This is a genomic window from Streptomyces sp. Rer75 (assembly GCF_013414305.1).
Lineage (GTDB): Bacteria > Actinomycetota > Actinomycetes > Streptomycetales > Streptomycetaceae > Streptomyces > Streptomyces himastatinicus.
The window spans coordinates 5234502-5259112 of record NZ_CP058693.1 but is presented as its reverse complement, the minus strand read 5'-3'; the positions used below and the strand labels follow the sequence as shown (position 1 = coordinate 5259112).

The following is a 24611-nucleotide window of genomic DNA, read 5'->3' as shown; positions in this document are numbered from 1 at the left end:
CCCCGCCAAGGGCTCCCGAGTTTACGCAGCCGCCCCCTGGTAACCCGGGCGGATATGAGCGGGATAGGCACCGATGCACGGAAGGTCAGGGCCGGGCGGCACACCGTCGAGATCAGCCGTCCGGAAAAGGTCCTGTTTCCCGACGACGGAATCACCAAATCGGATCTCGTCGACCACTATCACGCGGTCTCCCGGCTGATGGTTCCGCAGTTGCGCGATCGCCCCCTGATGATGGAACGCCACCCGGACGGAATCGGTGGCAAGCCGCTCATGCAGAAGAATGCCCCCGACTACTTTCCGGAATGGGTGCGCCGGGCCGTTCTCCCCAAGGAGGGCGGCAAGGTCACCCACCCCGTGTGCGACGACACCGCCACCCTGGTCTACCTCGTGGGCCAGGCCTGCATCACCCCGCACCGCTGGCTCTCCCGCGCCGACCGGCCCGACCACCCCGACCGGCTCGTCTTCGACCTCGACCCGCCTGACGGAAACAGTTCCGGCTTCGAGGAAGTGCGGTGGACGGCCCGGCAGGTGTGCGGTCTGCTCGGCGAGCTGGGGCTGCCGGGGCTGCTGATGACCACCGGTTCGCGCGGGCTGCACGTGATCGTCCCGCTCGACCGGCGTGCCGATTTCGACACCGTACGGGCCTTCGCCCGCGACGCCGCCGACCTCCTCGCCGCCCGCCACCCCGACCGGCTCACCACCGAGATGCGCAAGGACCAGCGCGGCGGACGGCTCTACCTGGACACCCAGCGCAACGCCTACGCGCAGACCGCCGTCACCCCGTACGCCGTGCGCGCCCGCCCCGGCGCCCCCGTCGCCGCGCCGATCGACGCCACGGAACTGGACGACCCCGCGCTGGCCCCGGACCGCTGGACGCTGCGCACCTTCGAGGAGCGGCTGACGGACGACCCCTGGGTCCACGCGGACACCAGGGGTCGTTCGCTGCGCACCGCGCGGCGGCGGCTGGCGCGGCTGACGGAATCCCGCAGCGGCTAAGCGTCGGGCTTCAGCTGCTGCTAGGCGTCGGAACCGATGTCGCCGCCGTCGCGCCGCCAGACGCTGACCACCGACGGGCGGACCAGCGTGCCCGGACCCTCCGGCCACGTGGACGCGGGCTTCTCCACGCTCGCCCCGTCCAGCTCGCCCGGATGCTGCACCGCCACCAGCACCCGACGGTCCTGCACGATCGGTCCGCAGGTCTCGGCGCCGTTCGGGACGGTCAGGAACTGCCGCACCTCACCGCGCCGGCCACCCGCCGTCGCCACCCCGAACAGCCCGTCGTGGTTGCCCAGTTCGTTGCCGTCGGTGGAGATCCAGAGGTTGCCGAACGCGTCGAAGGTGAGGTTGTCCGGGCAGGAGATCGGGCTGACCTGGTCCTTCGGGAAGCCGCCGAAGTAGGTGTCCGGGGCCTCCGGGTCGCCGCACACCAGGAACAGCCGCCAGTTGAAGCGGGTGGAGCCCGGGTTGTTCCGGCGCTCGGTCAGCTCCAGGACCTGGCCGTGCTTGTTGCCGGTGCGCGGATTGGCCTCGTCGACCGGGGCCTTGCCGTCCTTGCCCCGGTCGGTGTTGTTGGTCAGCGCGACGTAGACCCGGCCGGTGCGCGGGCTCGGCTCGACGTCCTCGGGGCGGTCCATCTTCGTCGCCCCCACCTTGTCGGCGGCGATCCGCGTGAAGACGTACACCTCCTCGGCCGTCATCCCCTCCACGTGCGAGGTGTCGCCGCTCGCCAGCGGGATCCACTCGCCGGAGCCGTCGAACTCCCCGTCGTCGGGCAGCTTCCCCGACCCGTCGATCTCCTTCGCCGGGCTGTCGCCGGTGAACTTGGCGACGTACAGCGTGCCCTCGTCCAGCAGCGTGCGGTTGTGCTCGCGGGCGGTGCGGCTGCCGCCCTTCATCATGCGCTTGGACGACACGAACTTGTAGAAGTAGTCGAACTTCTCGTCGTCGCCCATGTAGAGCACCGGGCGGCCGTCGGTCGTCAGCCGCGGCTCGGCGGCCTCGTGCTTGATGCGGCCCAGCGCGGTCAGCTTCCGCGGGGTGGAGTCCGGGTCGAACGGGTCCACCTCGATCACCCAGCCGAACCGGTTCGGCTCGTTGGGCTCCTTCGCCACGTCGAAGCGGTCGTCGAAACGCTCCCACTTGCGCTCGGAGGCGCCCTCCTCGAAGCCGTAACGCTTCAGGCGCGTCTTCGCGGTCGCGTCGGGTGCCTGGTCGGCGTTGGCGAAGTACTGGTTGAAGTTCTCCTCGCCCGACAGGACCGTGCCCCACGGGGTGATGCCGCCGCCGCAGTTGTTCAGCGTGCCCAGGATGCGCTTGCCGGACGGGTCCGCCGAGGTCCGCAGCAGCTTGCTGCCCGCCGCCGGGCCCGTCACCTCGAACGGCGTCGTCGCGGTGATCCGCCGGTTGAGGCGGTGCCTGGATACGGCCGTCAGCTTGCCGACCTTGCGGTCCTCGGCCGCCACCACGACCGACAGGCCGTGCGCCGCCCAGCCGATCTCGGCCTGCTCCCGGGTGGGGTTGTCCGCGTCGTACCCCGCGAACATCAGCACCTCGTCGGTGTACTCGTGGTTGACCACCAGCAACTGCCGGTCGTCCTCGTGCGGGACGTCCAGCACGGCCATGTAGTCGTTGTTGTAGCCGAACTGGCCCGCCTGGGCCTTCGCCGACTGGTTGTCCGGGTCGAATGCGGGCGCGCCGCGCAGGATCGGGTCGCCCCAGCGGATGACGAGGTTCTGGTCATGCCCCTCGGGGACGACCACCGCGTCCTTCGTGTTCGGCGCGACCGGCGAAAAGCGCAGCCCACGGGCGGGCTTACCCGCCTTGCCCCACTGGTCCGGCTTGCCCGACGCGGCGGCGGCCGGGCGCGCCTGCCCCACCGCCGCCACCCCCGTAGCGGCCGCGACGGTCACCACGGCGCTCGCCCGCATCAGCGAACGGCGCGACAGGGCGCCCGCGATGACGTCCCCCACGTAGGCGTTGTCACTCGTGTTCGGCGTCTCGTGGAAACAGGCGTCACCACAGCGGTACCGGCAGGTCAGCGCGGAACGACCGCCCGGATGTGAGCTGATGAGCGGCAGGAGCTTGGGCACAACTTCCCCTCCGTAGGACGTCACATCGTGGCGGCCCCCGCCGACATGACGTCGGAATCCATTGGCGGCGAAGCTAGGCGTGTAGAACCGCACGACGACGACCACGCCGTGAACCGAAGGTGAACGACCGGCGACCGGAATCGGCGGCCGGAACCAGCCGGTACGCCCGCTAGCCTTTCGACACCACGGTCATGCGCCGTCATGCACCGCACTCGAACACGTGAGAGGTATCTCCCATGGGCATACGGGACCTACTGCGCAAAGTATTCGGACGCTCCCGAGACACACGGGTGGACGATTCCGCTGCGCCGGAGGCGGCAGTTGTCCCGGACCCCCAGCCCGCCCCGGCGGAATCGGCCCCCGAGCCGAAGCCCGACCCGGCCCCGGCCCCGGAATCCGCGGAACCGCCGCACGACCCGGCGCTGGCCGAGCCCCTGAAGACCCTCGACGAGATCCTGGGCGCCCCCGCCGAGTCCACCGCTGCGCCCACAGCGGCACCCAAGGGCAGCGACGAGGCCGCCGCCCCGGCAGGCGCTGCGACCGGCGCCGCAGAGCCCGCACCGGAGGTAGCGGCGGAGGCCCAGCCGAAGGCAGAAGCCGACCGCGAGCCCACCCCGGCAGCGGAAACGGCCGCCACCACGCCCGACAGCGCGCCTGCCGCGGCTACGGACGCCCAGCCGGAGCCGACGGCCGAGGACACCCCGGCGGAGACGCAGCCCGCGTCGGCGGACGACGACGCCGAGGCGAAGGCGGCTGCCGACAGCGTGCCCGCCCAGGCCGAGCCCACGGCCGACACCGCTGCCGAGCCGACCGGCGCCGAAACCGGCAGCGCCGCCACGGAGGCAGCGCTCGCCCCGGAGACGGCCGCGGCCGTCGAGGGCAAGGTCATCACCCCGGCCGACGTCACGACAGACATCGAGCCGAAGCCGACGGCCGAGGACGCACCGGCGAAGGACGACGCGACCGCCCTGGCGGCAGAAGCCGCCGCCGAGGCCGCGCCCGAGCCGGTGGCCGCGACCACCGAGGGCGAGCCCGTACCCGCAGCGAAGCCCGAGGCCGGCGACGAGCCCGCGACGGCAGACGCCGAACCGGAGCAGGCCGAGGCGACGCCCGCCGCCAAGGACGAGCCCACCCCCACGGCCGAGGCCGAGGACAGGCCCGCCCAGCCCGAGCCGGTGACGGCCGAGCCGGTGGCGAAGGCCGACGAGGGGGCCGCCCAGGCCGAGGCATCCACCGAGGCAACGCCCGCCGCCGAACCCGACCCCACGGCGGAGGCCGAGCCCGAGCTGGTGGCGGCCGCCGAGGACGAGGCCACCCAGGCGGCGCAGCCCGGGGCCAGCGACAAGCCCGCCGCGGAAGACGCCCAGCCCGAGCAGGCCGGGGCAACGCCTACCGCCACGGACGAGCCCGCGACGGCCGACGCCGAACCGGCGCAGGCGGAGGCGACGCCCGCCGCCAAGGACGAGGCCGCCGCCACGGCGGAGGCTGCAACCAACGCCGAGCCCGAGCCGGTGGCGGCCGCGGCCGCCGACGAGACCGCCCCGGCGGACGAGGCGACTGCCACCGCCGAACCGGTGGCGAAGGCCGACGACGAGCCCGCAGCCGCGGACGAGCCCGCACCCGCCCCCGCTGGCGTGGACCTCGGGGGGCTGGCCGGGAAGGGGGCCGCCGCCGGGGACGCGCTCGCGGGGCACAAGCTCGGCGGCACCCGGGCCGTCGTCTACCTCGTCCTCGACCGTTCCGGCTCGATGCGGAACTACTACAAGGACGGCACCGTCCAGCACTTCGCCGAGCAGACGCTCGCCCTCTCGGCGAGCGTCAACGACAGCGGCACCCTGCCCATCGTGTTCTTCTCGACGGACATCGACGGCACCGCCGAGATCGGTCTGGACGACTACAGCGGCCGGGTCGAGGAGCTGCACGCCTCGCTCGGGCACATGGGGCGGACGAACTACCACCGGGCGATCGAGGCCGTGATCGAGCACTACAAGGCGTCCGGCACGACCGACCCGGCCCTCGTGGTGTTCCAGACGGACGGCGCGCCCACGGGCAAGGCGGCAGCCGAGAAGGCGCTGTGCGAGGCGGCGGGGCTGCCGCTGTTCTGGCAGTTCGTCGGGTTCGGCGATCCGGAGGCGAAGGGGTTCGACTTCCTCCGTAAGCTCGGCACCTCACCGGCGCTCGCCGTGCCGGAGAAGCGGGCGCTGGACAACGCGGCGTTCTTCCACGCCGGTCTCGACCCCCGGTCGCTGTCCGACGCGGAGGTGTACGGGGAGCTGCTGAAGGCGTTCCCGGGGTGGCTCGAGGGGGCTCGGGCCGCGGGCGTGCTCGCGTAGGAGAGCGACAAAAAGAGAGGGCCATCCGCGCAGCGAAACACCGCGCGGGTGGCCCTCGGCGCTCGGATACGATATGGGCGGCTCCTGCGACCCGTGCAGCGGGCCGAAAGTCACCCACCGTACCGACTTGGGAGCAGCCTGCAATGGCTCGACACCTCATCACCAGCGCCCTTCCCTACATCAACGGGATCAAGCACCTGGGCAACATGGTGGGGTCCATGCTCCCGGCCGACGTCTACGCCCGCTATATGCGCCAGCGCGGCCACGACGTGCTGTACATCTGCGCCACGGACGAGCACGGCACCCCGGCCGAGCTGGCCGCCAAGGAGGCGGGGCTGCCGGTGGACGTGTTCTGCGCGCAGCAGCACGACGCGCAGAAGGCGATCTACGACGGCTTCGGCCTGGCCTTCGACTACTTCGGCCGCAGCTCGTCCGCGCAGAACGTCGAGATCACGCAGACGATCGCGCGCGAGCTGAAGGGACACGGCTTCATCGAGGAGCGGTCGATCCGGCAGGTGTACTCCAACGCCGACGGCCGCTTCCTGCCCGACCGCTACATCGAGGGCACCTGCCCGCACTGCGGTTACGACCGGGCCCGCGGCGACCAGTGCGAGAACTGCACCCGGGTGCTGGACCCGACCGATCTGATCGACGCCCGCTCCGCGATCAGCGGCAGCAGCGATCTGGAGATCCGGGAGACCAAGCACCTGTTCCTGCTCCAGTCGAAGCTGGCCGAGGAGGTCGGGGCCTGGGTCGAGGAGCACGGGAAGCAGTGGCCGACCCTCGCCTCCTCGATCGCCCGCAAGTGGCTGACGGAGGGGCTCCAGGACCGCGCGATCACCCGCGACCTGGACTGGGGCGTTCCGGTCCCGGCGGACACCTGGCCGGAGCTGGCGGCCGAGGGCAAGGTCTTCTACGTGTGGTTCGACGCCCCGATCGAGTACATCGGCGCGACGAAGGAGTGGGCGGACCGGGACCCGGAGAACCGCGACTGGAAGTCGTGGTGGTACGACGTGGACACCACCGTCCGCTACACCGAGTTCATGGCGAAGGACAACGTCCCGTTCCACACGGTGATGTTCCCGGCCACGCTGCTCGGCACCCGGGACGTCTGGAAGAAGGTCGACTTCGTCAAGGCGTTCAACTGGCTGACGTACTACGGCGGCAAGTTCTCCACGTCGCAGAAGCGCGGGGTGTTCACGGACGCCGCGCTGGAGGTGCTGCCCGCCGACTACTGGCGCTACTTCCTGATGGCGAACGCGCCCGAGTCCGACGACACCTCCTTCACCTGGGAGCACTTCACCGCCACGGTCAACAAGGACCTGGCGGACACCCTCGGCAACTTCGTCAACCGGGTGCTGTCGTTCTCCCGCAAGCGGTTCGGCGACGAGGTCCCGGCGGGGAAGGCCGCGGGGGAGGCGGAGGAGCGCCTCGGCGAGGAGATCGCGCGGTTGCTGGCGGAGTACGAGGAGCACATGGACGCGCTCCAGTTCCGCAAGGCGGCGGCGGCGCTGCGCGCGCTGTGGAGCGCGGGCAACTCCTACCTGGAGGAGAAGGCCCCCTGGCTGGAGATCAAGTCCGACCAGGAGGCGGCGGCCCTCACGCTCCGCACGGCGATGAACCTGATCCACCTTTACGCGATCGTCTCGGAGCCGTTCATCCCGGCGTCGGCGGCGGCCATGCGGTCGGCGTTCGCGCTGGACGGGGACACCGCGCGGTGGGTCGGCCAGGAGGAGGCCAGGGCGCTGGCGTCGGTCCCGGCGGGCACGGGCTTCACGGTGCCGCCGGTGCTCTTCGCGAAGATCACCGAGGAGGACCTGGAGTCCTACCGGGAGCGCTTCGGCGGCACGGAGGAGCCGGTGGCGCCCGAGGAGCCCACGGAGCCCAAGGCGAAGTGACGGCGGCGTCGATCGTTCGGCAACCGTACGTTTAGCCCGCTCGATGACCCTGTGGAGTCAACGCCCACGGGGAAGTCGAGGAACCCAGTGCCGGACCCACGTGTCACGGTGTCGGTCCACGGCCCCGATCCGCTCGCGCGGGCCGGGGTCGTCCGTCATCTGCATCAGCAGCCCAGCGTCGAGCTGACGCGCCAGACCGGCGCGGTGGCCGTCATGCTCGCCGAACGCCTCGACGCCCGCGCCGGGGCCGAGCTGCGCCACCTGGTGCGGGGCGGGCGGCAGCGGGTGGTCCTGGTCGCGGGCGAGCTGCGCGAGGCGGAGCTGCTGACGGTGATGGAGTACGGCGTACGGGCGGTGCTGTGGCAGCACCGGACCACGCCCCGGCGGCTGCTGCGCGCGGTGCGCCGGGCCGCCCACGCGGAGCGGGGCGCGCCGTGCGGCGTGGACCGGCGGCTGACCGACCTCTTCCCGCGCTGACCGGGGGCGTCGGCGCGGTGCGCGGACCCCCCGGAGAGCCCCCCCACGAGCTCCCCGGGGGCCGCCGTCACATGCCGGTGCCGTCGTTCGTCGCGTCGGGGTCGACCCCGAGGGTCAGCGAGCCGACGACGCCCTTGGCGATCTTCCCCTTGCGGTACTGGAGCTTCAGCAGACCGCCCTCGGCCCCGTTGCCCGGGTAGATGCCGTCCTCGTCGAGGGTGGTGCGCGGCGTGGTGCTGGTGCTGTACGGCGCCACCTCGGCGGAGTCGAGCACGGCCTCCTCGGCGAAGAAGAGCTGCCCGGTGTGGCAGGCGTGGCCGCCCTCGTAGCCGGAGTCGGTCAGCTTGCCGCCCACGTGCACCTTGGTGTGGATGTGCACGCACCGGCCCCGGTACCAGCCGGGGAAGACGGTGGTGAACTCGACGAACCCGTGCCGGTCGGTGAGCTGGGTGCCTCGCAGGTACCGCTTGTCGTCGGTCGGGTCCTGGTGGCCGCCGCCGGGCGGCGCCCCGGTCGGTGCCCCGGTGGGCGTCGTGGGGGTGCCGGTGGGCGGGGCACCGGTCGGCGGGGTGCCGCCTCCGCCGCTGCTGGCGTCCTCGTAGCCGGAGTACAGCCCGAGCGCGTCGCAGTGCCAGATGTCGACGGCCGCTTTCGCGAGCGGTTTACAGGTCTCGGAGTCGATGAGCTTGAGCCGGAGGGTCATCGGGATGCCCTCCTTGCCCTCCGTGATGTTCTTTCTGATCTTGTCGGCGTCGATGTAGTACGGGCCCTCGGTGGTCTCCGAGGTGAGCCGGTAGCAAACCTCCTCGGACGGGGAGGAGGCTGACGCCGACGGGGAGGCGGCGGAGGTGGAGCCGTCGGGGGAGGCCGAGGCGGCGGTGGCGGCGACGGTGCCCAAACCGGCTGCCGCGACCGCGGCGCCACCCGCCACGACGACCCGACGCCTGGTCATGTCCCGCCCGCTCACGGGGGAGTTGTTCTGGGGTTCGGTCATGGCAGGGGACGCTAGAGGCACAACCTGGCAAGGGCATGAGTGCTTGCTGTGAATGCCTGTGCGAACGGCGTCAACGAGCCAGAGAGTCCGAGGGCCCCATCACCACGACCGGGTGGCGCGCGGGATCGAGCGTCCGCAGCAGCGTCCGCATGTGCGCCTTGGAGAGGCTGACGCAGCCCTGGGTGGGCCCGTCGTGGTCGACGTGGAACCAGATGCCGCCACCCCGGTCCTCGCCCAGCGGCCGGGTCCAGTCGCGCGGGGAGGTCCCGGCCTTCCGGTTGTAGTTGATCGCCACGACGTAGTCGAAGGCCCCGGCCAGCGGCTCGCCCTCGGCGCCGGTGCCGGTGATGGTGAAGCCCTGCACGGCGTGGTCGTAACGGAGCCGGGTGCCCGGATCGGGCAGCTTCCCGCCCGCGTCGGTGAGGCGGAAGACGCCGATCGGGGAGCGGAGGTCGCCCTGCCGGTGGTGGTCGGTCCAGCCGCGGGCGGCGTTGTGCGCCTTCCAGGAGGGTCCGGCCCGCCAGGTGGGGCCGCCGTCGGCGTCGCCCTCCCGGCCGCCGGTGGTCCCGTCCGCCGCGGAGCGCTCGTAGAGCACGACGGAGGAACGGGTCGCGTTCCGGCCGTTGCCGGTGACCACTACGACCTGCTCGGCGTCCCGGGGCACCTCGGCGCGGGTGCGCGGCCCGAGCCCGGGCAGGTCGCCCGACCGCTCGGCGGGGGCGGGCCGCCCGGCGGGGCTCTGCGTGCCCGTGGGCGCGCCCGCCGCGCCGGACCGGCCCGCGGTGCCCTTGGCGTCCGCGGTGCCCTTGGCGTCCGTGGCGTGCTTGCGGGACCCGTCCCCGGGCCCCGCGCAGCCTGCGAGCACCGCTAGAGCCAAGGCCGTCGCAACGGCCGGAATCCGTACCCTCACTGTGTCCTCCGCCCCTGGGAACGCACCGGGCACGGACTCCTCTCTCTTCCGCGCCGTTACTCGGCGTTCTTCCCTTCAACCGGCTTCTCAGCCTTCTCGGCCTGCTTGATCTGCGGCTTGCGCACCGACAGGTGCAGCTCGCGCAGCCGGGCCTCGTCCACCTCGCTGGGCGCGCCCATCAGCAGGTCCTGGGCGTTGCCGTTGAGCGGGAAGGCGATGGTCTCGCGGATGTTCGGCTCGTCGGCGAGCAGCATGACGATGCGGTCGACGCCGGGGGCGATGCCACCGTGCGGCGGTGCCCCGAAGTGGAACGCGCGCAGCATGCCGCCGAATTCCCGCTCGACCTCCTCGCGGGAGTATCCGGCGATCCCGAACGCCTTGAACATCACGTCCGGCTCGTGGTTCCGGATGGCGCCGGACGACAGCTCGGTGCCGTTGCAGACGATGTCGTACTGCCACGCCAGGATGTCCAGCGGGTCCTGGTTCTCCAGCGCCTCCAGGCCGCCCTGCGGCATGGAGAACGGGTTGTGGGAGAACTCGATCTCGCCGGTGTCCTCGTTCCGCTCGAACATCGGGAAGTCCACGATCCAGCAGAACCGGAAGACGTTCTCCTCGAAGTGGCCGGTCCGCTTGGCGGCCTCGACGCGCACCGCGCCCATGATCTTGGAGACCTCGTCGAAGTCGCCCGCGCCGAAGAAGATCGACGTGCCGGGCTTGCCCTCGACCTCGGCGATCAGCTTCTCGACGTCCTCGTCGGTGAGGAACTTGGCGATCGGCCCGGTGAGCTTGGAGTCCTCGCCGATCCGGACCCAGGCCAGCCCCTTGGCGCCCTGCTCGACCGCGAACTCGCCCATCTGGTCGAAGAACTTCCGCGGCTGCTCGGCGGTGTCCGGCACGGCCAGCGCGCGCACGTGCTTGTCGGCGAACGCCTTGAAGCCGGAGCCCGCGAAGACATGGCTGACGTCGACCAGTTCCAGCCGGGCGCGCAGGTCCGGCTTGTCGGAGCCGTACTTCAGCATCGCCTGGCGGAACGGGATCCGCGGGAACGGCGAGGTGACGTGGCGGCCGTTGCCGAACTCCTCGAACAGCTCGGTCATCACCTTCTCGATGACCTCGAAGACGTCCTCCTGCTCGACGAAGCTCATTTCGACGTCGAGCTGGTAGAACTCGCCCGGCGAGCGGTCGGCGCGGGCGTCCTCGTCGCGGAAGCAGGGCGCGATCTGGAAGTAGCGGTCGAAGCCCGCGATCATCAGCAGCTGCTTGAACTGCTGCGGGGCCTGCGGCAGGGCGTAGAACTTGCCCGCGTGCAGCCGGGACGGGACCAGGAAGTCGCGCGCGCCCTCGGGCGAGGTGGCGGACAGGATCGGGGTCGCCATCTCGTTGAAGCCCTGCGCGGTCATCTTCTGCCGGATCGCGGAGATCACGGCGGAGCGCAGCATGATGTTGCGGTGCATCCGCTCCCGGCGCAGGTCCAGGAAGCGGTGCTCCAGGCGCCGCTCCTCGCCGACCCCGTCCTCCGGGTAGACGGTGAAGGGCAGCGGGTCGGCCGCGCCGAGCACCTCGACGTCGGCGACCTCGACCTCGATCTCGCCGGTCGGCAGTTCGGGGTTGACGTTGTCGGCGCCGCGGGCGATCACCCGGCCGTCGACGCGGACGACGCTCTCCTTGGAGATCGAGCTGAGCTTCTCGTTGGCCGCGGTGTCGGGCCGGACGACGAGCTGCACCAGGCCGTAGTGGTCGCGCAGATCGATGAAGAGGATGCCGCCCAGGTTCCGTCGATTGTGCAGCCAGCCGGAGAGCCGTACGTCGGTGTCGACGTCAGCGGCGCGGAGCTGGCCACAGTTGTGGGACCGGTACCGATGCATCATTCATCCAAGTCGTCAGGTCGGGAGTGTTGCGTACCCTCGTGTAGCTTCCGGCCAAGCCTACCGGCGCCGTGACCTTCACTGGTAAGCGCGCGGAAAATGCCCATAAGGTAGCGCAATGCGCACCGAGGACCTGCTGGCCGCCATAGCGACCGGCCTGTGGCGGTGGGACAGCGTCTCGGGCGCCGTCTCCTACGACGCCGAAGCGGCCCGCCTGGTGGGCCTGCCCGCCGAGGCGGTCACGCTCCCCGAGGCCGCGGCCCGGGCCTGCTTCCACCCGGCGGACTGGCTGGAGATCCAGTCCATTGTGGCGCTGGCGGCGGCCGAGGGCACCCTCGCCGAGGCCCGGATGCGCATCGTGGACGAGAAGGGCAAGGTGCTGCGGACCGTGCGCACCCGGTCGCGGCCGGTCGCCCGCACCGACGGCCAGGACGGTCAGCTGCTGCTCGGCACCCTCCAGGAGGTCCCCGAGCCGCTGCCCGGCACCACCGCGGGCGGCACCCCGGTCACCGGCGACTGGCGGCGCAACCGCGAGGCGTTCCTGCTGGACGCCGGGCGGGCGCTGGCCGAGGCGATGTCCACCGCCGAGGTGCTGCGGGTGGCCGCGGGGCTGTCCATGCCCGGCTTCTCGCCGGACGGGCTCGCGGTCTTCGGCGTCAAGGGCGACCGGATCTCGCTGATCGGCCACCACGGGCACCGGATCGACACCGAGCACCCCGCCGCCGACATGCCGGCGGCCACCGACCATCCGGCGGCCGAGGTGGTCCGTACCGGCCGGGCGGTCTATCTGCCCTCGCCGGAGGAGTACCGCGGCCGGTTCCCGGCCGCCTGGCGCCGGATGCGGCCCCTCAAGCGCCGGTCCTGGGCCTTTCTGCCGCTGATCGTCGCGGGCCGCACCATCGGGGCGTGGATGGCCGGATTCGCGCACCCGGTCGCGTTCTCGCCCGACGAGCGCTCGGTGCTCACCACGATCGCGCGGATGCTGGCCCAGGCGCTGTCCCGGGCCGCCCTCCAGGAGACCGAGCGCGAGCTGTCGGACGGCCTCCAGCGCTCCATGCTGCCCGCCGCCAAGCCCGACATCCCGGGGCTCACGGTGGCCGCGCGCTACGTGCCGACCGGCGGCGGGCTCCAGGTCGGCGGCGACTGGTACGACGTGATCGCGCTGCCCTCGGGGCGCACCGCCCTGGTGATCGGCGACGTCCAGGGGCATGACGTCCGGGCCGCCGGGATCATGGGGCAGCTGCGGATCGCGGTCCGGGCGTACGCCTCCGAGGGCCACCACCCGGACGCGGTGCTCGCCCGCGCCTCCCGCTTCCTGTGCGGACTCGCGGACCCCGGCGGGGACGGGGCGCACGATCCGCGGTTCGCGACCTGTCTGTACATGGAGGTCGATCCGGTCGCGGGCACCCTGGACATCGCCCGCGCGGGCCATCCGGACCCGGCGGTCCGGCTGGCCGACGGCACGATGATGATCCGTCCCACCGCGGGCGGGCTGCCGCTGGGCGTCGACCCGGAGGGCGACTACCCCACCACCCGGCTGGTGCTGGAGCCCGGCGAGACGCTGCTGATGTGCACCGACGGGCTGATCGAGACCGGCGGCCACGATCTGGAGACCGGCTGGGACCGGATCCGGTCAATTTTCGAGCACCCGGCGACCGCGACCGACGGCCCCCATGATCTGGAAGCGCTCGCCGAGGCCCTGGTGCAGGCCGTGCACGGGCCGCCCTCGCACCACACCACCGGCCCCCTCGCCGACCGCCGCGAGGACGACATAGCGCTGCTGCTGATCCGCCGGGACGCGGAGGTGTGCCTGGTCGGACCCGGTTCGGCGCCGGTGCGGCGTACCGCGGTCACGCTCGCGCAGGCCGAGCCGGAGCGGATAGCGGGCGCCCGCCGCCAGCTGCGCGACATGCTGCACGACTGGGCGGACCCGGACCAGGTCGAGTCGGCGGTGCTGCTGCTCTCCGAGATGGTCACCAACGTCCTGGTGCACACCGACGGGGACGCCCTGCTGGTCGCCGAGGTCAGCGGGCGGCGCGGGTCGAGGCGGCTGCGGCTCGACGTCGCGGACGGCAGCGACGAGCTGCCGCACCGCCGCCGCCCCGGCGAACTCGCGTCGTCGGGGCGGGGGCTGATGCTGATGGAAATGCTGGCCGACGCCTGGGGCGTCGACCCGCGCGGCGACGGCAAGTGCACCTGGTACGAGCTGCACGAGCGCGCACCGGAGCAGCCCGCGCCGGAGTAACCCCGCCCGGGACGACGCTCGCCCTGCCCTACTCGGCGTCGGCCGGTATCGTTCCGAGCTTTCCGGCGCGGAAGTCGTCGAAGGCCTGGGCCAGTTCGGCGTGGGTGTTCATCACGAACGGGCCGTAGTGCATCATCGGCTCGCGGATCGGCTGCCCGCCGAGCAGCACGACCTCGAAGTTGGGGCTGCGCGACTCCTGCGCCGCGTCCGCCCGTATCGTCAGCGCGTCACCGTCGCCGAAGACCACCGTCTGCCCGGTGCGGAAGGGCCGCTGCTCGGCGCCCGCGGTGCCGCGCCCGGCGAGCCCGTAGGCCAGGGCGTTGAAGTCGGCGCGCCAGGGCAGGGTCAGCTCGGCGCCGGGGTTCAGCGACACGTGCAGCATGGTGATCGGGGTGTGGGTGATGCCCGGCCCCTGGTGGCCGTCGATGTCGCCCGCGATCAGCCGCAGCAGCGCACCGCCGTCGGCGGAGGTGAGCAGCTTGACCTTGGCGCCACCGATGTCCTGGTAGCGCGGCGGCATCATCTTGTCCTTGCCCGGCAGGTTCACCCACAGCTGGAGCCCGTGGAAGAGGCCGCCGGACATGACCAGGGACTCCGGCGGGGCCTCGATGTGGAGCAGCCCGGCGCCCGCGGTCATCCACTGGGTGTCGCCGTCGTTGATCGTGCCGCCGCCGCCGTGCGAGTCCTGGTGCACGAAGGTGCCGTCGATGAGGTACGTCACGGTCTCGAAGCCGCGGTGGGGGTGCCAGGGGGTGCCCTTGGGCTCGCCCGGCGCGTACTCCACCTCGCCCATCTGGTCCATCATGATGAACGGGTCGAGGTGCTGGTAGTCGATGCCGGCGAAGGCGCGCCGCACCGGGAATCCCTCGCCCTCGAAGCCGCTGGGCGCGGTGGCGACACCGAGCGCCGGGCGCGGGCGCGCCTTGGCGGGGGCTGCGACCCGGGGCAGGGTCAGGGGGTTGTCTACGGTCACTGCGGGCATGACGGCCTCCTCGGTCGTTCACCATTCAACTTAATTGAAGGCTGAACGACCCGCAAGAGGGGCCCTATTCCGGCTCTAGTGGGACACGAGGGGTGTGAGGGACACCTCAGCCGTCCGCGAAGCGATGGCGTCTAGCCATACATGCGCCGCATGGCGAAGTCGACCATCTGCTCCACCGCCTTCGCGTCGAAGACCATGCGGTGCTCACCCTCCATGTCGAGGACGAAGCCGTAGCCGGTCGGCAGCAGGTCGATCACCTCGGCGCCGGTGATCACGAAGTACTTGGACTCCTTGCCCGCGTACCGCCGCAACTCCTTGAGCGAGGTGAACATCGGGATCACCGGCTGCTGGGTGTTGTGCAGCGCGAGGAAACCGGGGTTGTCACCGCGCGGACAGTAGACCTTGGAGGTCGCGAAGATCTGCTGGAAGTCCTCGGCCGCCATCGAGCCCGTGGTGAAGGCGCGCACCGCGTCCGCGAGGGACGGCGGCGAGGGCTCGGGGTACAGCGGCTGCCCACCGTAGCCGGGGCCCGGCTGTGAGTGGTGTGACGAATGCGGCTGCTGTTGCGGCGGAGGTGGCGGGGCGGCGTAACCCTGCCCTGCGCTCGCGTTCTGGTCGTAGCCGTACATGGACCGAAGCGTACTGAGTCACAGTTGGCGGGTTGAGGGTTGCCCTTTATTACCCACGGGTAGCATCATGGCGACACCGGATTGACTGCACCGGACTGCTGATCGATACCGCGCCACGAAGAGGTCCCTGCCTCTCCCGAGCCTTACGGAGCCGTCGCCATGGGGCACTACAAGTCGAATCTCCGCGACATCGAGTTCAACCTCTTCGAGGTGCTCGACCGCGACAAGCTGTACGGCACCGGCCCGTTCGCGGAGATGGACGTCGAGACCGCCAAGAGCGTGCTCTCCGAGATATCCCGGCTCTCCGAGAACGAGCTGGCCGCTTCCTACGCCGATTCGGACCGCAACCCGCCGGTCTTCGACCCGAAGACGAACACGGCGCCGCTGCCCGAGTCGTTCAAGAAGAGCTACCAGGCGTACATGGACGCCGAGTGGTGGCGGCTCGGGGTGCCGGAGGCCCTCGGCGGCACCTCCTGCCCGCGCTCCCTGCTGTGGGCCTCGGCCGAGACCATCCTCGGCGCCAACACCCCGATCTGGATGTACGCCTCCGGCCCGTCCTTCGCGGGGGTGCTGCACGACGAGGGCACCGAGGAGCAGCTGAAGATCGCGCAGCTGATGGTGGACAAGCAGTGGGGCTCCACCATGGTGCTGACCGAGCCCGACGCGGGCTCGGACGTGGGCGCCGGCCGCGCCAAGGCGGTCCAGCAGGAGGACGGCACCTGGCACATCGAGGGCGTGAAGCGCTTCATCACCTCCGGTGAGCACGACGTCTCCGACAACATCATCCACTTCGTGCTGGCCCGCCCCGAGGGCGCGGGACCGGGCACCAAGGGGCTGTCCCTGTTCATCGTCCCCAAGTACGACTTCGACTGGGACAGCGGTGAGCTGGGGACACGCAACGGCGTCTACGCGACCAACGTCGAGCACAAGATGGGTCTGCGCGTCTCCAACACCTGCGAGCTGACCTTCGGCGCCGACACCCCGGCCAAGGGCTGGCTGCTGGGCGAGAAGCACGACGGCATCCGCCAGATGTTCAAGATCATCGAGTTCGCCCGGATGATGGTCGGCACGAAGGCCATGGCCACCCTGTCCACCGGCTACCTCAACGCGCTGGAGTACGCCAAGGAGCGCGTCCAGGGCCCGGACCTGGCGGCCTTCACCGACAAGACCGCCCCGCGCGTCACCATCACCCACCACCCGGACGTGCGCCGCTCGCTCATGACGCAGAAGGCGTACGCGGAGGGCCTGCGCGCGCTCGTCCTCTACACCGCCTCCGTCCAGGACGAGATCATGGTCCAGGAGGCCGCGGGCGAGGACACCTCGGCCGCGAACCGCCTCAACGACCTGCTGCTGCCGATCGTCAAGGGCTACGGCTCGGAGAAGGCGTACGAGCAGCTGGCGCAGTCCCTCCAGACCATCGGCGGCTCCGGCTACCTCCAGGAGTACCCGCTGGAGCAGTACATCCGGGACGCCAAGATCGACACCCTCTACGAGGGCACCACCGCCATCCAGGGCCAGGACTTCTTCTTCCGCAAGATCGTCCGGGACCAGGGCCAGGCGCTGACCGTCCTCTCCGAGGAGATCAAGAAGTTCCTGGCGGAGGCCGCAGGCGGCGAGGAGCTGGCCCCGGCCCGCGACCGGCTCGCCCAGGCCGCGGTCGACCTGGAGGGGATCGTGGGCGCCATGCTCACCGACCTCTCGGCCACCGAGCAGGACGTCTCCTCGATCTACAAGGTCGGCCTCAACGCCACCCGGCTGCTGCTCGCCTCCGGCGACGTGGTGATCGGCTACCTCCTCCTGCGGGGCGCGGCCGTGGCCACGGAGAAGCTGGGCGGGGCCGCCACCAAGGACGTGCCGTTCTACCAGGGCAAGATCGCGGCCGCGAAGTTCTTCGCCCACGAGGTCCTGCCGGGCGTCTCGGTGCAGCGCGCGCTGGCCGAGTCCGTCACCAAGGAGCTGATGGACCTGGACGAGGCCGCCTTCTAGGGCCTCATTCCACCGACCCGGGAGCCGGTCGCCCCTCTCCTTCACCGGGGGGCGGCCGGCTCCCGCCTTGTCGCGCCTCCTCGACAGGGCCTCCTCGTCAGGCCCTCTCGTCAGGTCCCTGGTCGGGCGGGTGCTCCCGCAGGGCCCGCTCCACCTCCTCACGCGCCTGGCGCCGCAGCTCCTCGCCCTGCGCCAGCAGCTCCTCGACCGTCTCCTGTCCGGCCCCGGGCGGACGCGGCCGGGCCCGCAGCTTGTCCAGCAGGTCCCGGCACGCCTCGTCCTCGGAGGCGAAGCGGCTGACGTCCTTGTCCACCGCGCGCTCCCACAGTCCCGTCACCCAGCCGCCGTCCGGCGCGGGCCGCAGGAAGTAGTAGGCGTCCGGCTGGACGTCGATGTCGGCCACGCCGGGGATGTCGTACAAAGCGTCCGGGACCTGCTCGGCGCGCAGCACCCGGACGAGTTCCGTTCTGTCCACGGCACCAGGATGCGCGGTCAGTTCAGCGGCCGCAGGTTACCCGCGGCAACGAGCTGAGGAATCGACGGTCCCGTCAGATATTGCAGCCCGTAGCCCGGCTGGCCGAACCAGGGTCTGATGGGCCCGGCGTCCACCAGGAACGGCTTGGTGACCTCGTAGAGGTGATAGCCGTACGGGTACGCCGGATCGTAGGTGTTCAGGTTGCTCGGCGGCAGCGCGCGCTCCGCGTACGGGGTGCCCGCCGGGGCGAGGAAGTGGCCGAAGCCGCTGCCGAAGAGATCGACCTTCTGCCCCGCCCTCAGGGTGATGGTGGTCTTGAGCGGTACGCCGTTCAGCAGGACCCAGCCGTCCGGGTACGGATACCACCAGCCGCCGGTCTGCTCGTTCCAGTAGCACGTCAGGAACGCGGAGGCGGACAGGCCGTCCAGCCGCTCGTAGCCCCTCAGCATCCTCCCGATCGCGCCCATGCGCGGCAGTTCGGCGGGCCCGAGCCGCCAGTCGCCCTTGTAGTACCGCTGGAAAGGCTGCGTGGGCGCGGAGTTGGTCCCCCCGGTGCGGTCGGTGGTGGGACAGGGCGGGTGGCCCTTGGCACCGGCATCCGCCCCGTCCTCCTCCGCCCCCGCGGCATCGGGCGTGGGCCGGGGCGCCGGAGCCGGGGCGGGCAGCCGCCCGGCGGGGAGCAGCCCGGCGGGCTCCGCCATGGCCTGCCCTCCGCCGCACAGCAGCAGCAGCGACCCCAGGATGACGAGGAGGTGTCGAAGAACGCGCATCCGCTGTCCCCTTGAGTGCGTTGGTGAGCGGTTAAGGGGACTATCGGCAGATACGCGAGTTTTATACCGCCGATCTGACGTGCTTTCATCAGATTGGATCAACACCACCCCACGGACGGGCCCCCTTCACCACCCGCCCCTTGGCATACGGCACCCCGGCGGGCGGGGCGGTCCCGAATCTATGCTGATGTCATGAGCGCACACCCCGGCATCGACCGCGGCCATACCGATGACCTGATGTCCTTCCTCCGCGCCAGCCCCTCGCCGTACCACGCGGTGGCGAACACGGCAGAGCGCCTGGAGAAGGCGGGGTTCCGGCAGGTCGAGGAGACGGCGGCCTGGGACGGCGCGGCGGGCGGGCGGTACGTACTGCGGGGCGGCGCGATCGTCGCCTGGTACGTGCCGGAGGACGCGAGCCCGTCCACTCCGTACCGGATTGTCGGCGCTCACACCGACTCTCCCAATCTGCGCGTCAAGCCGATCCCCGACACCGGGGCGCACGGCTGGCGGCAGATCGCCGTCGAGATCTACGGCGGCGCACTCCTCAACACCTGGCTCGACCGCGACCTCGGGCTCTCCGGCCGGATCACCCTCCGGGACGGCTCCAGCCATCTCGTCACCGTCGACAGACCCCTGCTGCGCGTGCCGCAGCTCGCCGTGCACCTCGACCGGTCCGTCAACACCGAGGGTCTCAAGCTCGACAAGCAGCGCCACATGACGCCCATCTGGGGGCTGGGCAGCGTCGAGGAGGGCGACCTCATCCGGTTCGTCGCCGAGGAGACCGGGGTGGCGGCCGAGGACGTGACCGGCTGGGACCTGATGGTGCACAGCGTCGAGCCGCCCGCCTATCTCGGCCGGGACCGCGAGCTGGTCGCCGGGCCCCGGATGGACAACCTGCTGTCCGTGCACGCCGGGACGGCCGCGCTCACCGCCGTCGCGGCCCGCCCGGAGCTGCCGTACATCCCGGTGCTCGCGGCCTTCGACCACGAGGAGAACGGCAGCCAGTCCGACACCGGAGCCGACGGCCCGCTCCTCGGCAACGTGCTCGAACGTTCCGTCTACGCGCGCGGCGGCGGCTACGAGGACCGGGCCCGGGCCTTCGCCGGGACCGTCTGCCTGTCCTCCGACACCGGCCACGCGGTCCACCCCAACTACGCCGAACGCCATGAACCGGGCCATCACCCACGGCCCAACGGAGGTCCCATCCTCAAGGTCAACGTCAACCAGCGGTACGCCACCGACGGCTCCGGGCGGGCCGTCTTCGTCGCCGCCTGCGAGCGCGCGGGCGTGCCCTGGCAGAGCTTCGTCTCCCACAACGCGATGCCGTGCGGCACCACGATCGGCCCGATCACCGCCGCCCGGCACGGCATCGCCACCGTCGACATCGGCGTCGCGATCCTGTCCATGCACTCCGCGCGCGAACTGTGCGGCGCACAGGACCCGCGGCTGCTCGCCAAGGCACTGACCGCCTTTCTGGAGGGCTGAGTTGGACTTCTCCCTGCTGGGCCCCGTGACCGTGACCACGGGCCCCGTGGAGGCCCCCGTCGAGCTTCCGCTGGGACCGGCCAAGCGCCGCAGCGTGCTCGCGATGCTGCTCCTGCGCCCCAACTCGACCGTTTCCGTCGAGCAGTTGGTCGCGGGTCTGTGGGAGGACGAGCCTCCTGCCCACGCCCGTACCGTCATCCAGGGCCATGTCTCCCGGCTGCGCGCGGCCCTCGCCGAGGGCGGCGCCGACGAGCACGGCGTCGAGCTGACCACCCACAGCTCCGCCTATCTGCTCCGGCTGCCCGCCACGCTCGTGGACACCGTGCGCTTCGACGACCTGGTGGCCCGCGCCGACCCCGAGTCCGCGCCCGCCGACGCCGTACCGATGCTGCGCCGGGCGCTCGGGCTGTGGCGCGGCCCGGCGCTCACCGGGACGGTGGCCAGCCCGCCGTTCGCGGCGGCCGCGCACGCCCTGGAGGAGCGGCGGCTGACGGCCGTGGAGGCCCTCGCGCGGGCGCACGGCGCGCTCGGCGAGTACGAGAAGGCGGCGGGTGTGCTGCACCCGGCGGCCCTCGGCAATCCGCTGCGCGAGGGGCTGATCGCGGACCTGATGCTGGTGCTGTACCGCACCGGGCGGCAGTCCGACGCGATCGCCTGGTTCCACCGCACCCGCGAGATGCTCGCCGACGACCTGGGCGTCGACCCGGGGGAGCGGCTGAGCGCCGCGTACCAGGAGATCCTGCGGGCCGCGCCCGTGCCGGAACCGCAGCCCGAGCCGCGCGATCCCCGCGCACCGCGCGATCCCCGTGATCCGCGCGGCGGGGGCGAGGCGGCGGCCCCGGCAGCGCCTGCCGCGCCTGCCGCACCTGCCGCACCCGCGGCGGCCTCCGGCCCCGCGCCGGAGCTGCTGCCGCGGCCTCCCGCCGGGTTCCTGGGCCGGGACGCGGAGCTGGCCGAGCTGACCCGGCTGGCGCTGCCCGGCGCCGGGCAGGACCGGCCGTACGGCGGGACTCCCGCCGGGCTTCCCGCCGAGGGCGGCATCGCCCTCGTCACCGGGCCCGCCGGGGTCGGCAAGACGGGGCTGGCCGTGCACTGGGGCCATGCGTACGCCGCCGCCTTCCCCGACGGGCGGCTCTTCGCCGATCTGCGCGGCTTCAGCGGCGGTGAGGAGGCCGAACCCGCCGCCGTGCTGCGCGAGTTCCTGCTCGCCATGGGCACCCCCGCCGACCAGATACCCCCCTCGGAGCAGGCCGCTGGGGCGCTCTACCGCTCGCTCGTGGCCCAGCGGCGGCTGCTGGTGGTGCTGGACAACGCGAGCAGCTCGGCCCAGGTGCGGCCGCTGCTGCCCGGCGGCCCGCACTGCGCCACGCTGGTCACCAGCCGGTCCCGGCTGGACGGGCTGATCGCCACCGATTCCGCCCGCCCGGTACGGCTGCACGCGCTCGGCCCCGCGGACGGGGTGGCGCTGATCGGCGCGCTCCTCGGCCCCGACCGGGTCGCCGAGGACCCGGCCGCCGCGGAGGAGCTGGTCACGCTGTGCGACGGGCTGCCGCTCGCGCTGCGCGCCGCCTCCGCCCAGCTGGTGGCCCGGCCGCGGTGGCGGCTGGCGCGGCTGGCCACGGCGCTGCGCGACGAGCGGCGGCGGCTGGCCCTGCTGTCGGCGGAGGACGCCGGGGTGGCGGCCGCGCTGCGCAACTCGGTGGCCCGGCTCTCCGCGGACGACGCCCAGCTGCTGCGGGCGCTCGGCGCCGGTTTCGCCCGGGAGGTCAACACCGCGGAGGCGGCCGCGCTGTCCGGGGCGGACCCCGACCTGATCCAGGACTCCCTGGAGCGGCTTGCCGAGATGCATCTGCTGGACGAGGAGGCCACCAACCGCTACGTCATGAGTGACCTGGTGAAACTCTTCGCCCAGGGCGACGGCGGCCGGGGCGCCGGGCCGTCCGGCGAGGGCTCCGGCGGGCCGCGGGAGGGGTCGGGTCCGCCATGAAGAAAGGGACGGTCAGCGGGGCGTTAGTGAGGCGTTAGCGGTCGGCAGCCGGACGGCAGCGAGACGGCAGCGGCCCCGGACAGAGTTGTTGTCGTACCGGACAGCAGCCGAGACTCACCGGGGGAACCCACCATGTCGCACTCCACCGCCTTCCTCGCCCGCCACGCCCGCACCATCCGTTCCGTGGCCGCCGGCCTGACCGTCGTCGCCGCGGGCCTGACCCTCACGGCCTGCGGCGACAACGACGGCACCGGGGCCAAGAGCTCGGGCCAGGCCCAGTCCTCGGCCACGGCCCAGGCGGACCAGGGCGGCGCCGACGCCGGTGCCCGGGGCGACGGTGGCAGCGACAACGGCACCGGCGGCGGCAACGGCACCGGCGGCGCCAAGGGCGGGGCGCAGGGCAGCGGCACCGGCGGTGCGCAGGACACCGAAGAGAAGGCCGGGGAGAACGGGAGCGCGGCCGGGAAGAACAGCGGCGGCTCCGGGTCGGAGGCCGCGCAGGAGATCGGCGCCTGCGACGTCAACAAGGCCGCGGTGAGCGTCGAGTCCGTCAAGCGGCCGGTCAACCACCTGCTGCTGAAGTTCACCAACCGGGCCGGCGTGGACTGCAACGTCCCCTACTACCCCGTCCTCCGCTTCGGCGCCGGACAGTCCGCCACCCCGGCGATCGAGGACAGCAAGCCGCAGGCCGTCGTCACGCTGGCCCCCGGCGAGACCGCCTACGCGGGCATCACCACCTCCGGCGCCGACGGCTCGGGCTCCGGCGGCACCAAGGAGTCCACGCTCGAGGTGTTCCTGAAGGGCTACGACTACTCGACCACCGTGAACCTGCCCAACGGCGGGGTGTACGTCGACAGCGCCTCCAAGGTGACGTACTGGCAGAGCAGCGCCTCCGACGCACTCACCTGGTAATCGGCACCCCACGAGTTTCCCTGACGGACAGGCAGCCGCCTCCCCCCGGCTCAGGGGGTGTCTTGTGGATCATGCCGGGCTCCCGACGCCTGGCACGGCACCTCGCCGCGCCGCGCTCGTCGCACGCAGCGCCGCTGCGCTCTCCTCACGCGACTTGCGAGCTACCGCACCAGACGCCGCTCGCTGATCCGGCCTGATCCACAAGACACCCCCTACGTGTCCCCGACGGCCCCCGCCCCCGGCGGGGGCCGTCCGCTGTCCCGACATGTCCCGCCGAGCCGCCGCCGGTGTCCCGCGCCCGGCCGTCCCCGGGCACGTCCCAGCAGGTCAGGGGCGTGTGACGGGATGGGACGTCCCATGGGACACCGGCTCCCCCGAAACCCCCCGCCCTCCGGCCCACAGTGGTTCCCGTCGCCGCGGCGGATCGGCCCGGCGGCCTCAACCGAGCGGCTCCGACGGCCAGTCGGCGCCCTTCGTCACAGGGGGATTCCACACATGACGCACTCCACCACCGCCCGGCGCCGGACCATCTGGCACAAGGTGCTCCCCACGATCGCCGCCGCAGGGATAGGCGCCGCCGGACTCGTGGGCTGCTCGGGCGACGGAGACACCGGCGGCCATGGCACGAAGGCGGAGAAGGCGGGCAAGGCCCAGGCGGCCGACAAGAACGCCCTGAGCCGCGACACGGGGGCCGCGAAGGGCAAGGGCAGCGCCCTCAAGCTGAAGACGACCAGCGGGGAGTTCGGCACCAAGGCGGCCGCGGCCGCCGACTTCCCCACCTGGGGCACGCGCTGGGTCGTCCACCAGACGGCCGACACCAGCAGCCCCTCCGTCGGAATGATCAACAAGGATGTGGCGGGGCAGGACCGCATCACCGCCGACTACCAGGTCGACACCGGCAAGAAGGCGTGCGAGGGCAGCACCTGCTCGACATACATGGCGCACATCACCGGGCCGGTCAACGGCTTCCTGAGCGTCCTCGCGGTGGACATCCCCGAGGACTCGCTGCCCGGCGTCCCCGTGCAGAACGGCGGTCAGCAGCCGCCGAAGCCGCCCCAGCCCGGCGGCACCCGCGCCGAGGCGCTCCAGCGGGCCTCCACCTGGCTGACGGCCAACGGCGGCGGCCGGGTCCCGTACAGCCAGGCCAAGATCTGGAAGGACGGCTACCGGCAGGACTGCTCGGGCTACGTCTCCATGGCGCTGGGCCTGAAGGCCCCCGGCACCAACACCGTGGGCCTCACCAGCTCCAGCATCACCAAGCCGATCGCCGTGAACGACCTCAGGCCGGGCGATCTGCTGATCGACGCCGCCGGAAACAACAACACCCGCCATGTCGTGATGTTCGAGAAGTGGAACAACGACGCCCACACCTCGTACACCTCGTACGAGCAGCGCGGCGACTTCGGTACGGACCACACGACCCGCACCTATGGCCTGGAGCCGGGCAGCGAGTACAAGCCCTACCGGCCGCTGAAGTTCACGGACTGATCCGGAAGTTCACGAATCGATGCGCTAGCGATCCGGTTCCTGTCACGAGCGGCACGTCCACCTCGGGGGTGTGGACGTGTCGCTCG

18 protein-coding genes are annotated in these 24611 nt (G+C 72.0%); 10 read left to right on the top strand and 8 right to left on the bottom strand.

Features of this window, described 5'->3' with window-relative positions; translation table 11 throughout:
* Positions 1-54 precede the first annotated feature (54 nt).
* Complete coding sequence (gene ligD / locus HYQ63_RS22330; protein ID WP_179935557.1) at positions 55-996, top strand: non-homologous end-joining DNA ligase; 942 nt, start codon at positions 55-57, stop codon at positions 994-996.
* 20 nt (positions 997-1016) lie between these two features.
* Here ligD and HYQ63_RS22325 read toward each other — a convergent pair whose 3' ends face one another.
* Positions 1017-3089 (bottom strand): PhoX family phosphatase, encoded by a 2073-nt coding sequence (locus HYQ63_RS22325; RefSeq protein WP_179935556.1) that lies wholly within the window; start codon positions 3087-3089, stop codon positions 1017-1019.
* Positions 3090-3379: 290 nt separating this feature from the next.
* Between HYQ63_RS22325 and HYQ63_RS44855 the strand changes: the two genes are divergently transcribed.
* From HYQ63_RS44855 to HYQ63_RS22310, 3 genes are all read left to right on the top strand, one after another.
* Complete coding sequence (locus tag HYQ63_RS44855; RefSeq protein WP_257232014.1) at positions 3380-5422, top strand: VWA domain-containing protein; 2043 nt, start codon at positions 3380-3382, stop codon at positions 5420-5422.
* A gap of 143 nt (positions 5423-5565) precedes the next feature.
* Complete coding sequence (metG, locus tag HYQ63_RS22315; RefSeq protein WP_179935555.1) at positions 5566-7320, top strand: methionine--tRNA ligase; 1755 nt, start codon at positions 5566-5568, stop codon at positions 7318-7320.
* A gap of 87 nt (positions 7321-7407) precedes the next feature.
* Positions 7408-7797 (top strand): DNA-binding response regulator, encoded by a 390-nt coding sequence (locus HYQ63_RS22310; protein ID WP_179935554.1) that lies wholly within the window; start codon positions 7408-7410, stop codon positions 7795-7797.
* Between the two features lie 67 nt (positions 7798-7864).
* Here HYQ63_RS22310 and HYQ63_RS22305 read toward each other — a convergent pair whose 3' ends face one another.
* The 3 genes from HYQ63_RS22305 to aspS all read right to left on the bottom strand — a co-directional run bounded on the left by HYQ63_RS22305 (position 7865) and on the right by aspS (position 11566).
* Positions 7865-8791, bottom strand: a complete 927-nt coding sequence (locus HYQ63_RS22305) for an intradiol ring-cleavage dioxygenase (RefSeq protein WP_179935553.1) — start codon at positions 8789-8791, stop codon at positions 7865-7867.
* A 70-nt stretch (positions 8792-8861) separates the two neighbouring features.
* On the bottom strand, positions 8862-9656 hold the full coding sequence (locus HYQ63_RS22300; protein WP_179935552.1) for a L,D-transpeptidase family protein: 795 nt from the start codon (positions 9654-9656) through the stop codon (positions 8862-8864).
* Positions 9657-9757: 101 nt separating this feature from the next.
* The gene (gene aspS, locus HYQ63_RS22295) at positions 9758-11566 is read right to left on the bottom strand and encodes an aspartate--tRNA ligase (protein WP_179940371.1); all 1809 of its coding nucleotides are present in this window, start codon (positions 11564-11566) and stop codon (positions 9758-9760) included.
* 118 nt (positions 11567-11684) lie between these two features.
* Here aspS and HYQ63_RS22290 point away from each other — a divergent pair, with 118 nt between their 5' ends.
* The gene (locus HYQ63_RS22290) at positions 11685-13811 is read left to right on the top strand and encodes a SpoIIE family protein phosphatase (RefSeq protein WP_179935551.1); all 2127 of its coding nucleotides are present in this window, start codon (positions 11685-11687) and stop codon (positions 13809-13811) included.
* 28 nt (positions 13812-13839) lie between these two features.
* Here HYQ63_RS22290 and HYQ63_RS22285 read toward each other — a convergent pair whose 3' ends face one another.
* Positions 13840-14793: a pirin family protein gene (locus HYQ63_RS22285; protein WP_179935550.1), complete on the bottom strand. Its 954-nt coding sequence runs from the start codon at positions 14791-14793 to the stop codon at positions 13840-13842.
* A gap of 131 nt (positions 14794-14924) precedes the next feature.
* The gene (locus HYQ63_RS22280; protein ID WP_123107004.1) at positions 14925-15422 is read right to left on the bottom strand and encodes an SseB family protein; all 498 of its coding nucleotides are present in this window, start codon (positions 15420-15422) and stop codon (positions 14925-14927) included.
* A 159-nt stretch (positions 15423-15581) separates the two neighbouring features.
* Here HYQ63_RS22280 and HYQ63_RS22275 point away from each other — a divergent pair, with 159 nt between their 5' ends.
* Positions 15582-17408, top strand: a complete 1827-nt coding sequence (locus HYQ63_RS22275; protein WP_179935549.1) for an acyl-CoA dehydrogenase — start codon at positions 15582-15584, stop codon at positions 17406-17408.
* Between the two features lie 97 nt (positions 17409-17505).
* Here the strand turns inward: HYQ63_RS22275 and HYQ63_RS22270 are convergent, their stop codons facing one another.
* On the bottom strand, positions 17506-17883 hold the full coding sequence (locus HYQ63_RS22270) for a hypothetical protein (protein WP_179935548.1): 378 nt from the start codon (positions 17881-17883) through the stop codon (positions 17506-17508).
* Positions 17884-17900: 17 nt separating this feature from the next.
* A complete protein-coding gene (locus HYQ63_RS22265) occupies positions 17901-18653 on the bottom strand; it encodes a TNT domain-containing protein (protein ID WP_257232012.1) in 753 nt (250 codons plus the stop codon).
* Between the two features lie 192 nt (positions 18654-18845).
* Here HYQ63_RS22265 and HYQ63_RS22260 point away from each other — a divergent pair, with 192 nt between their 5' ends.
* The 4 genes from HYQ63_RS22260 to HYQ63_RS22245 all read left to right on the top strand — a co-directional run bounded on the left by HYQ63_RS22260 (position 18846) and on the right by HYQ63_RS22245 (position 24525).
* Positions 18846-20138: a M18 family aminopeptidase gene (locus HYQ63_RS22260; protein ID WP_179935547.1), complete on the top strand. Its 1293-nt coding sequence runs from the start codon at positions 18846-18848 to the stop codon at positions 20136-20138.
* A 1-nt stretch (position 20139) separates the two neighbouring features.
* Positions 20140-22125 carry a BTAD domain-containing putative transcriptional regulator gene (locus HYQ63_RS22255; RefSeq protein ID WP_179935546.1) on the top strand — a complete coding sequence of 662 codons (1986 nt, stop codon included), beginning with the start codon at positions 20140-20142 and terminating at the stop codon, positions 22123-22125.
* Positions 22126-22257: 132 nt separating this feature from the next.
* Positions 22258-23037 (top strand): DUF4232 domain-containing protein, encoded by a 780-nt coding sequence (locus HYQ63_RS22250; RefSeq protein WP_179935545.1) that lies wholly within the window; start codon positions 22258-22260, stop codon positions 23035-23037.
* A 495-nt stretch (positions 23038-23532) separates the two neighbouring features.
* Positions 23533-24525, top strand: coding sequence for a C40 family peptidase (locus HYQ63_RS22245; protein WP_257232011.1), 993 nt, complete (start codon positions 23533-23535; stop codon positions 24523-24525).
* The last annotated feature ends 86 nt before the right edge of the window (positions 24526-24611 follow it).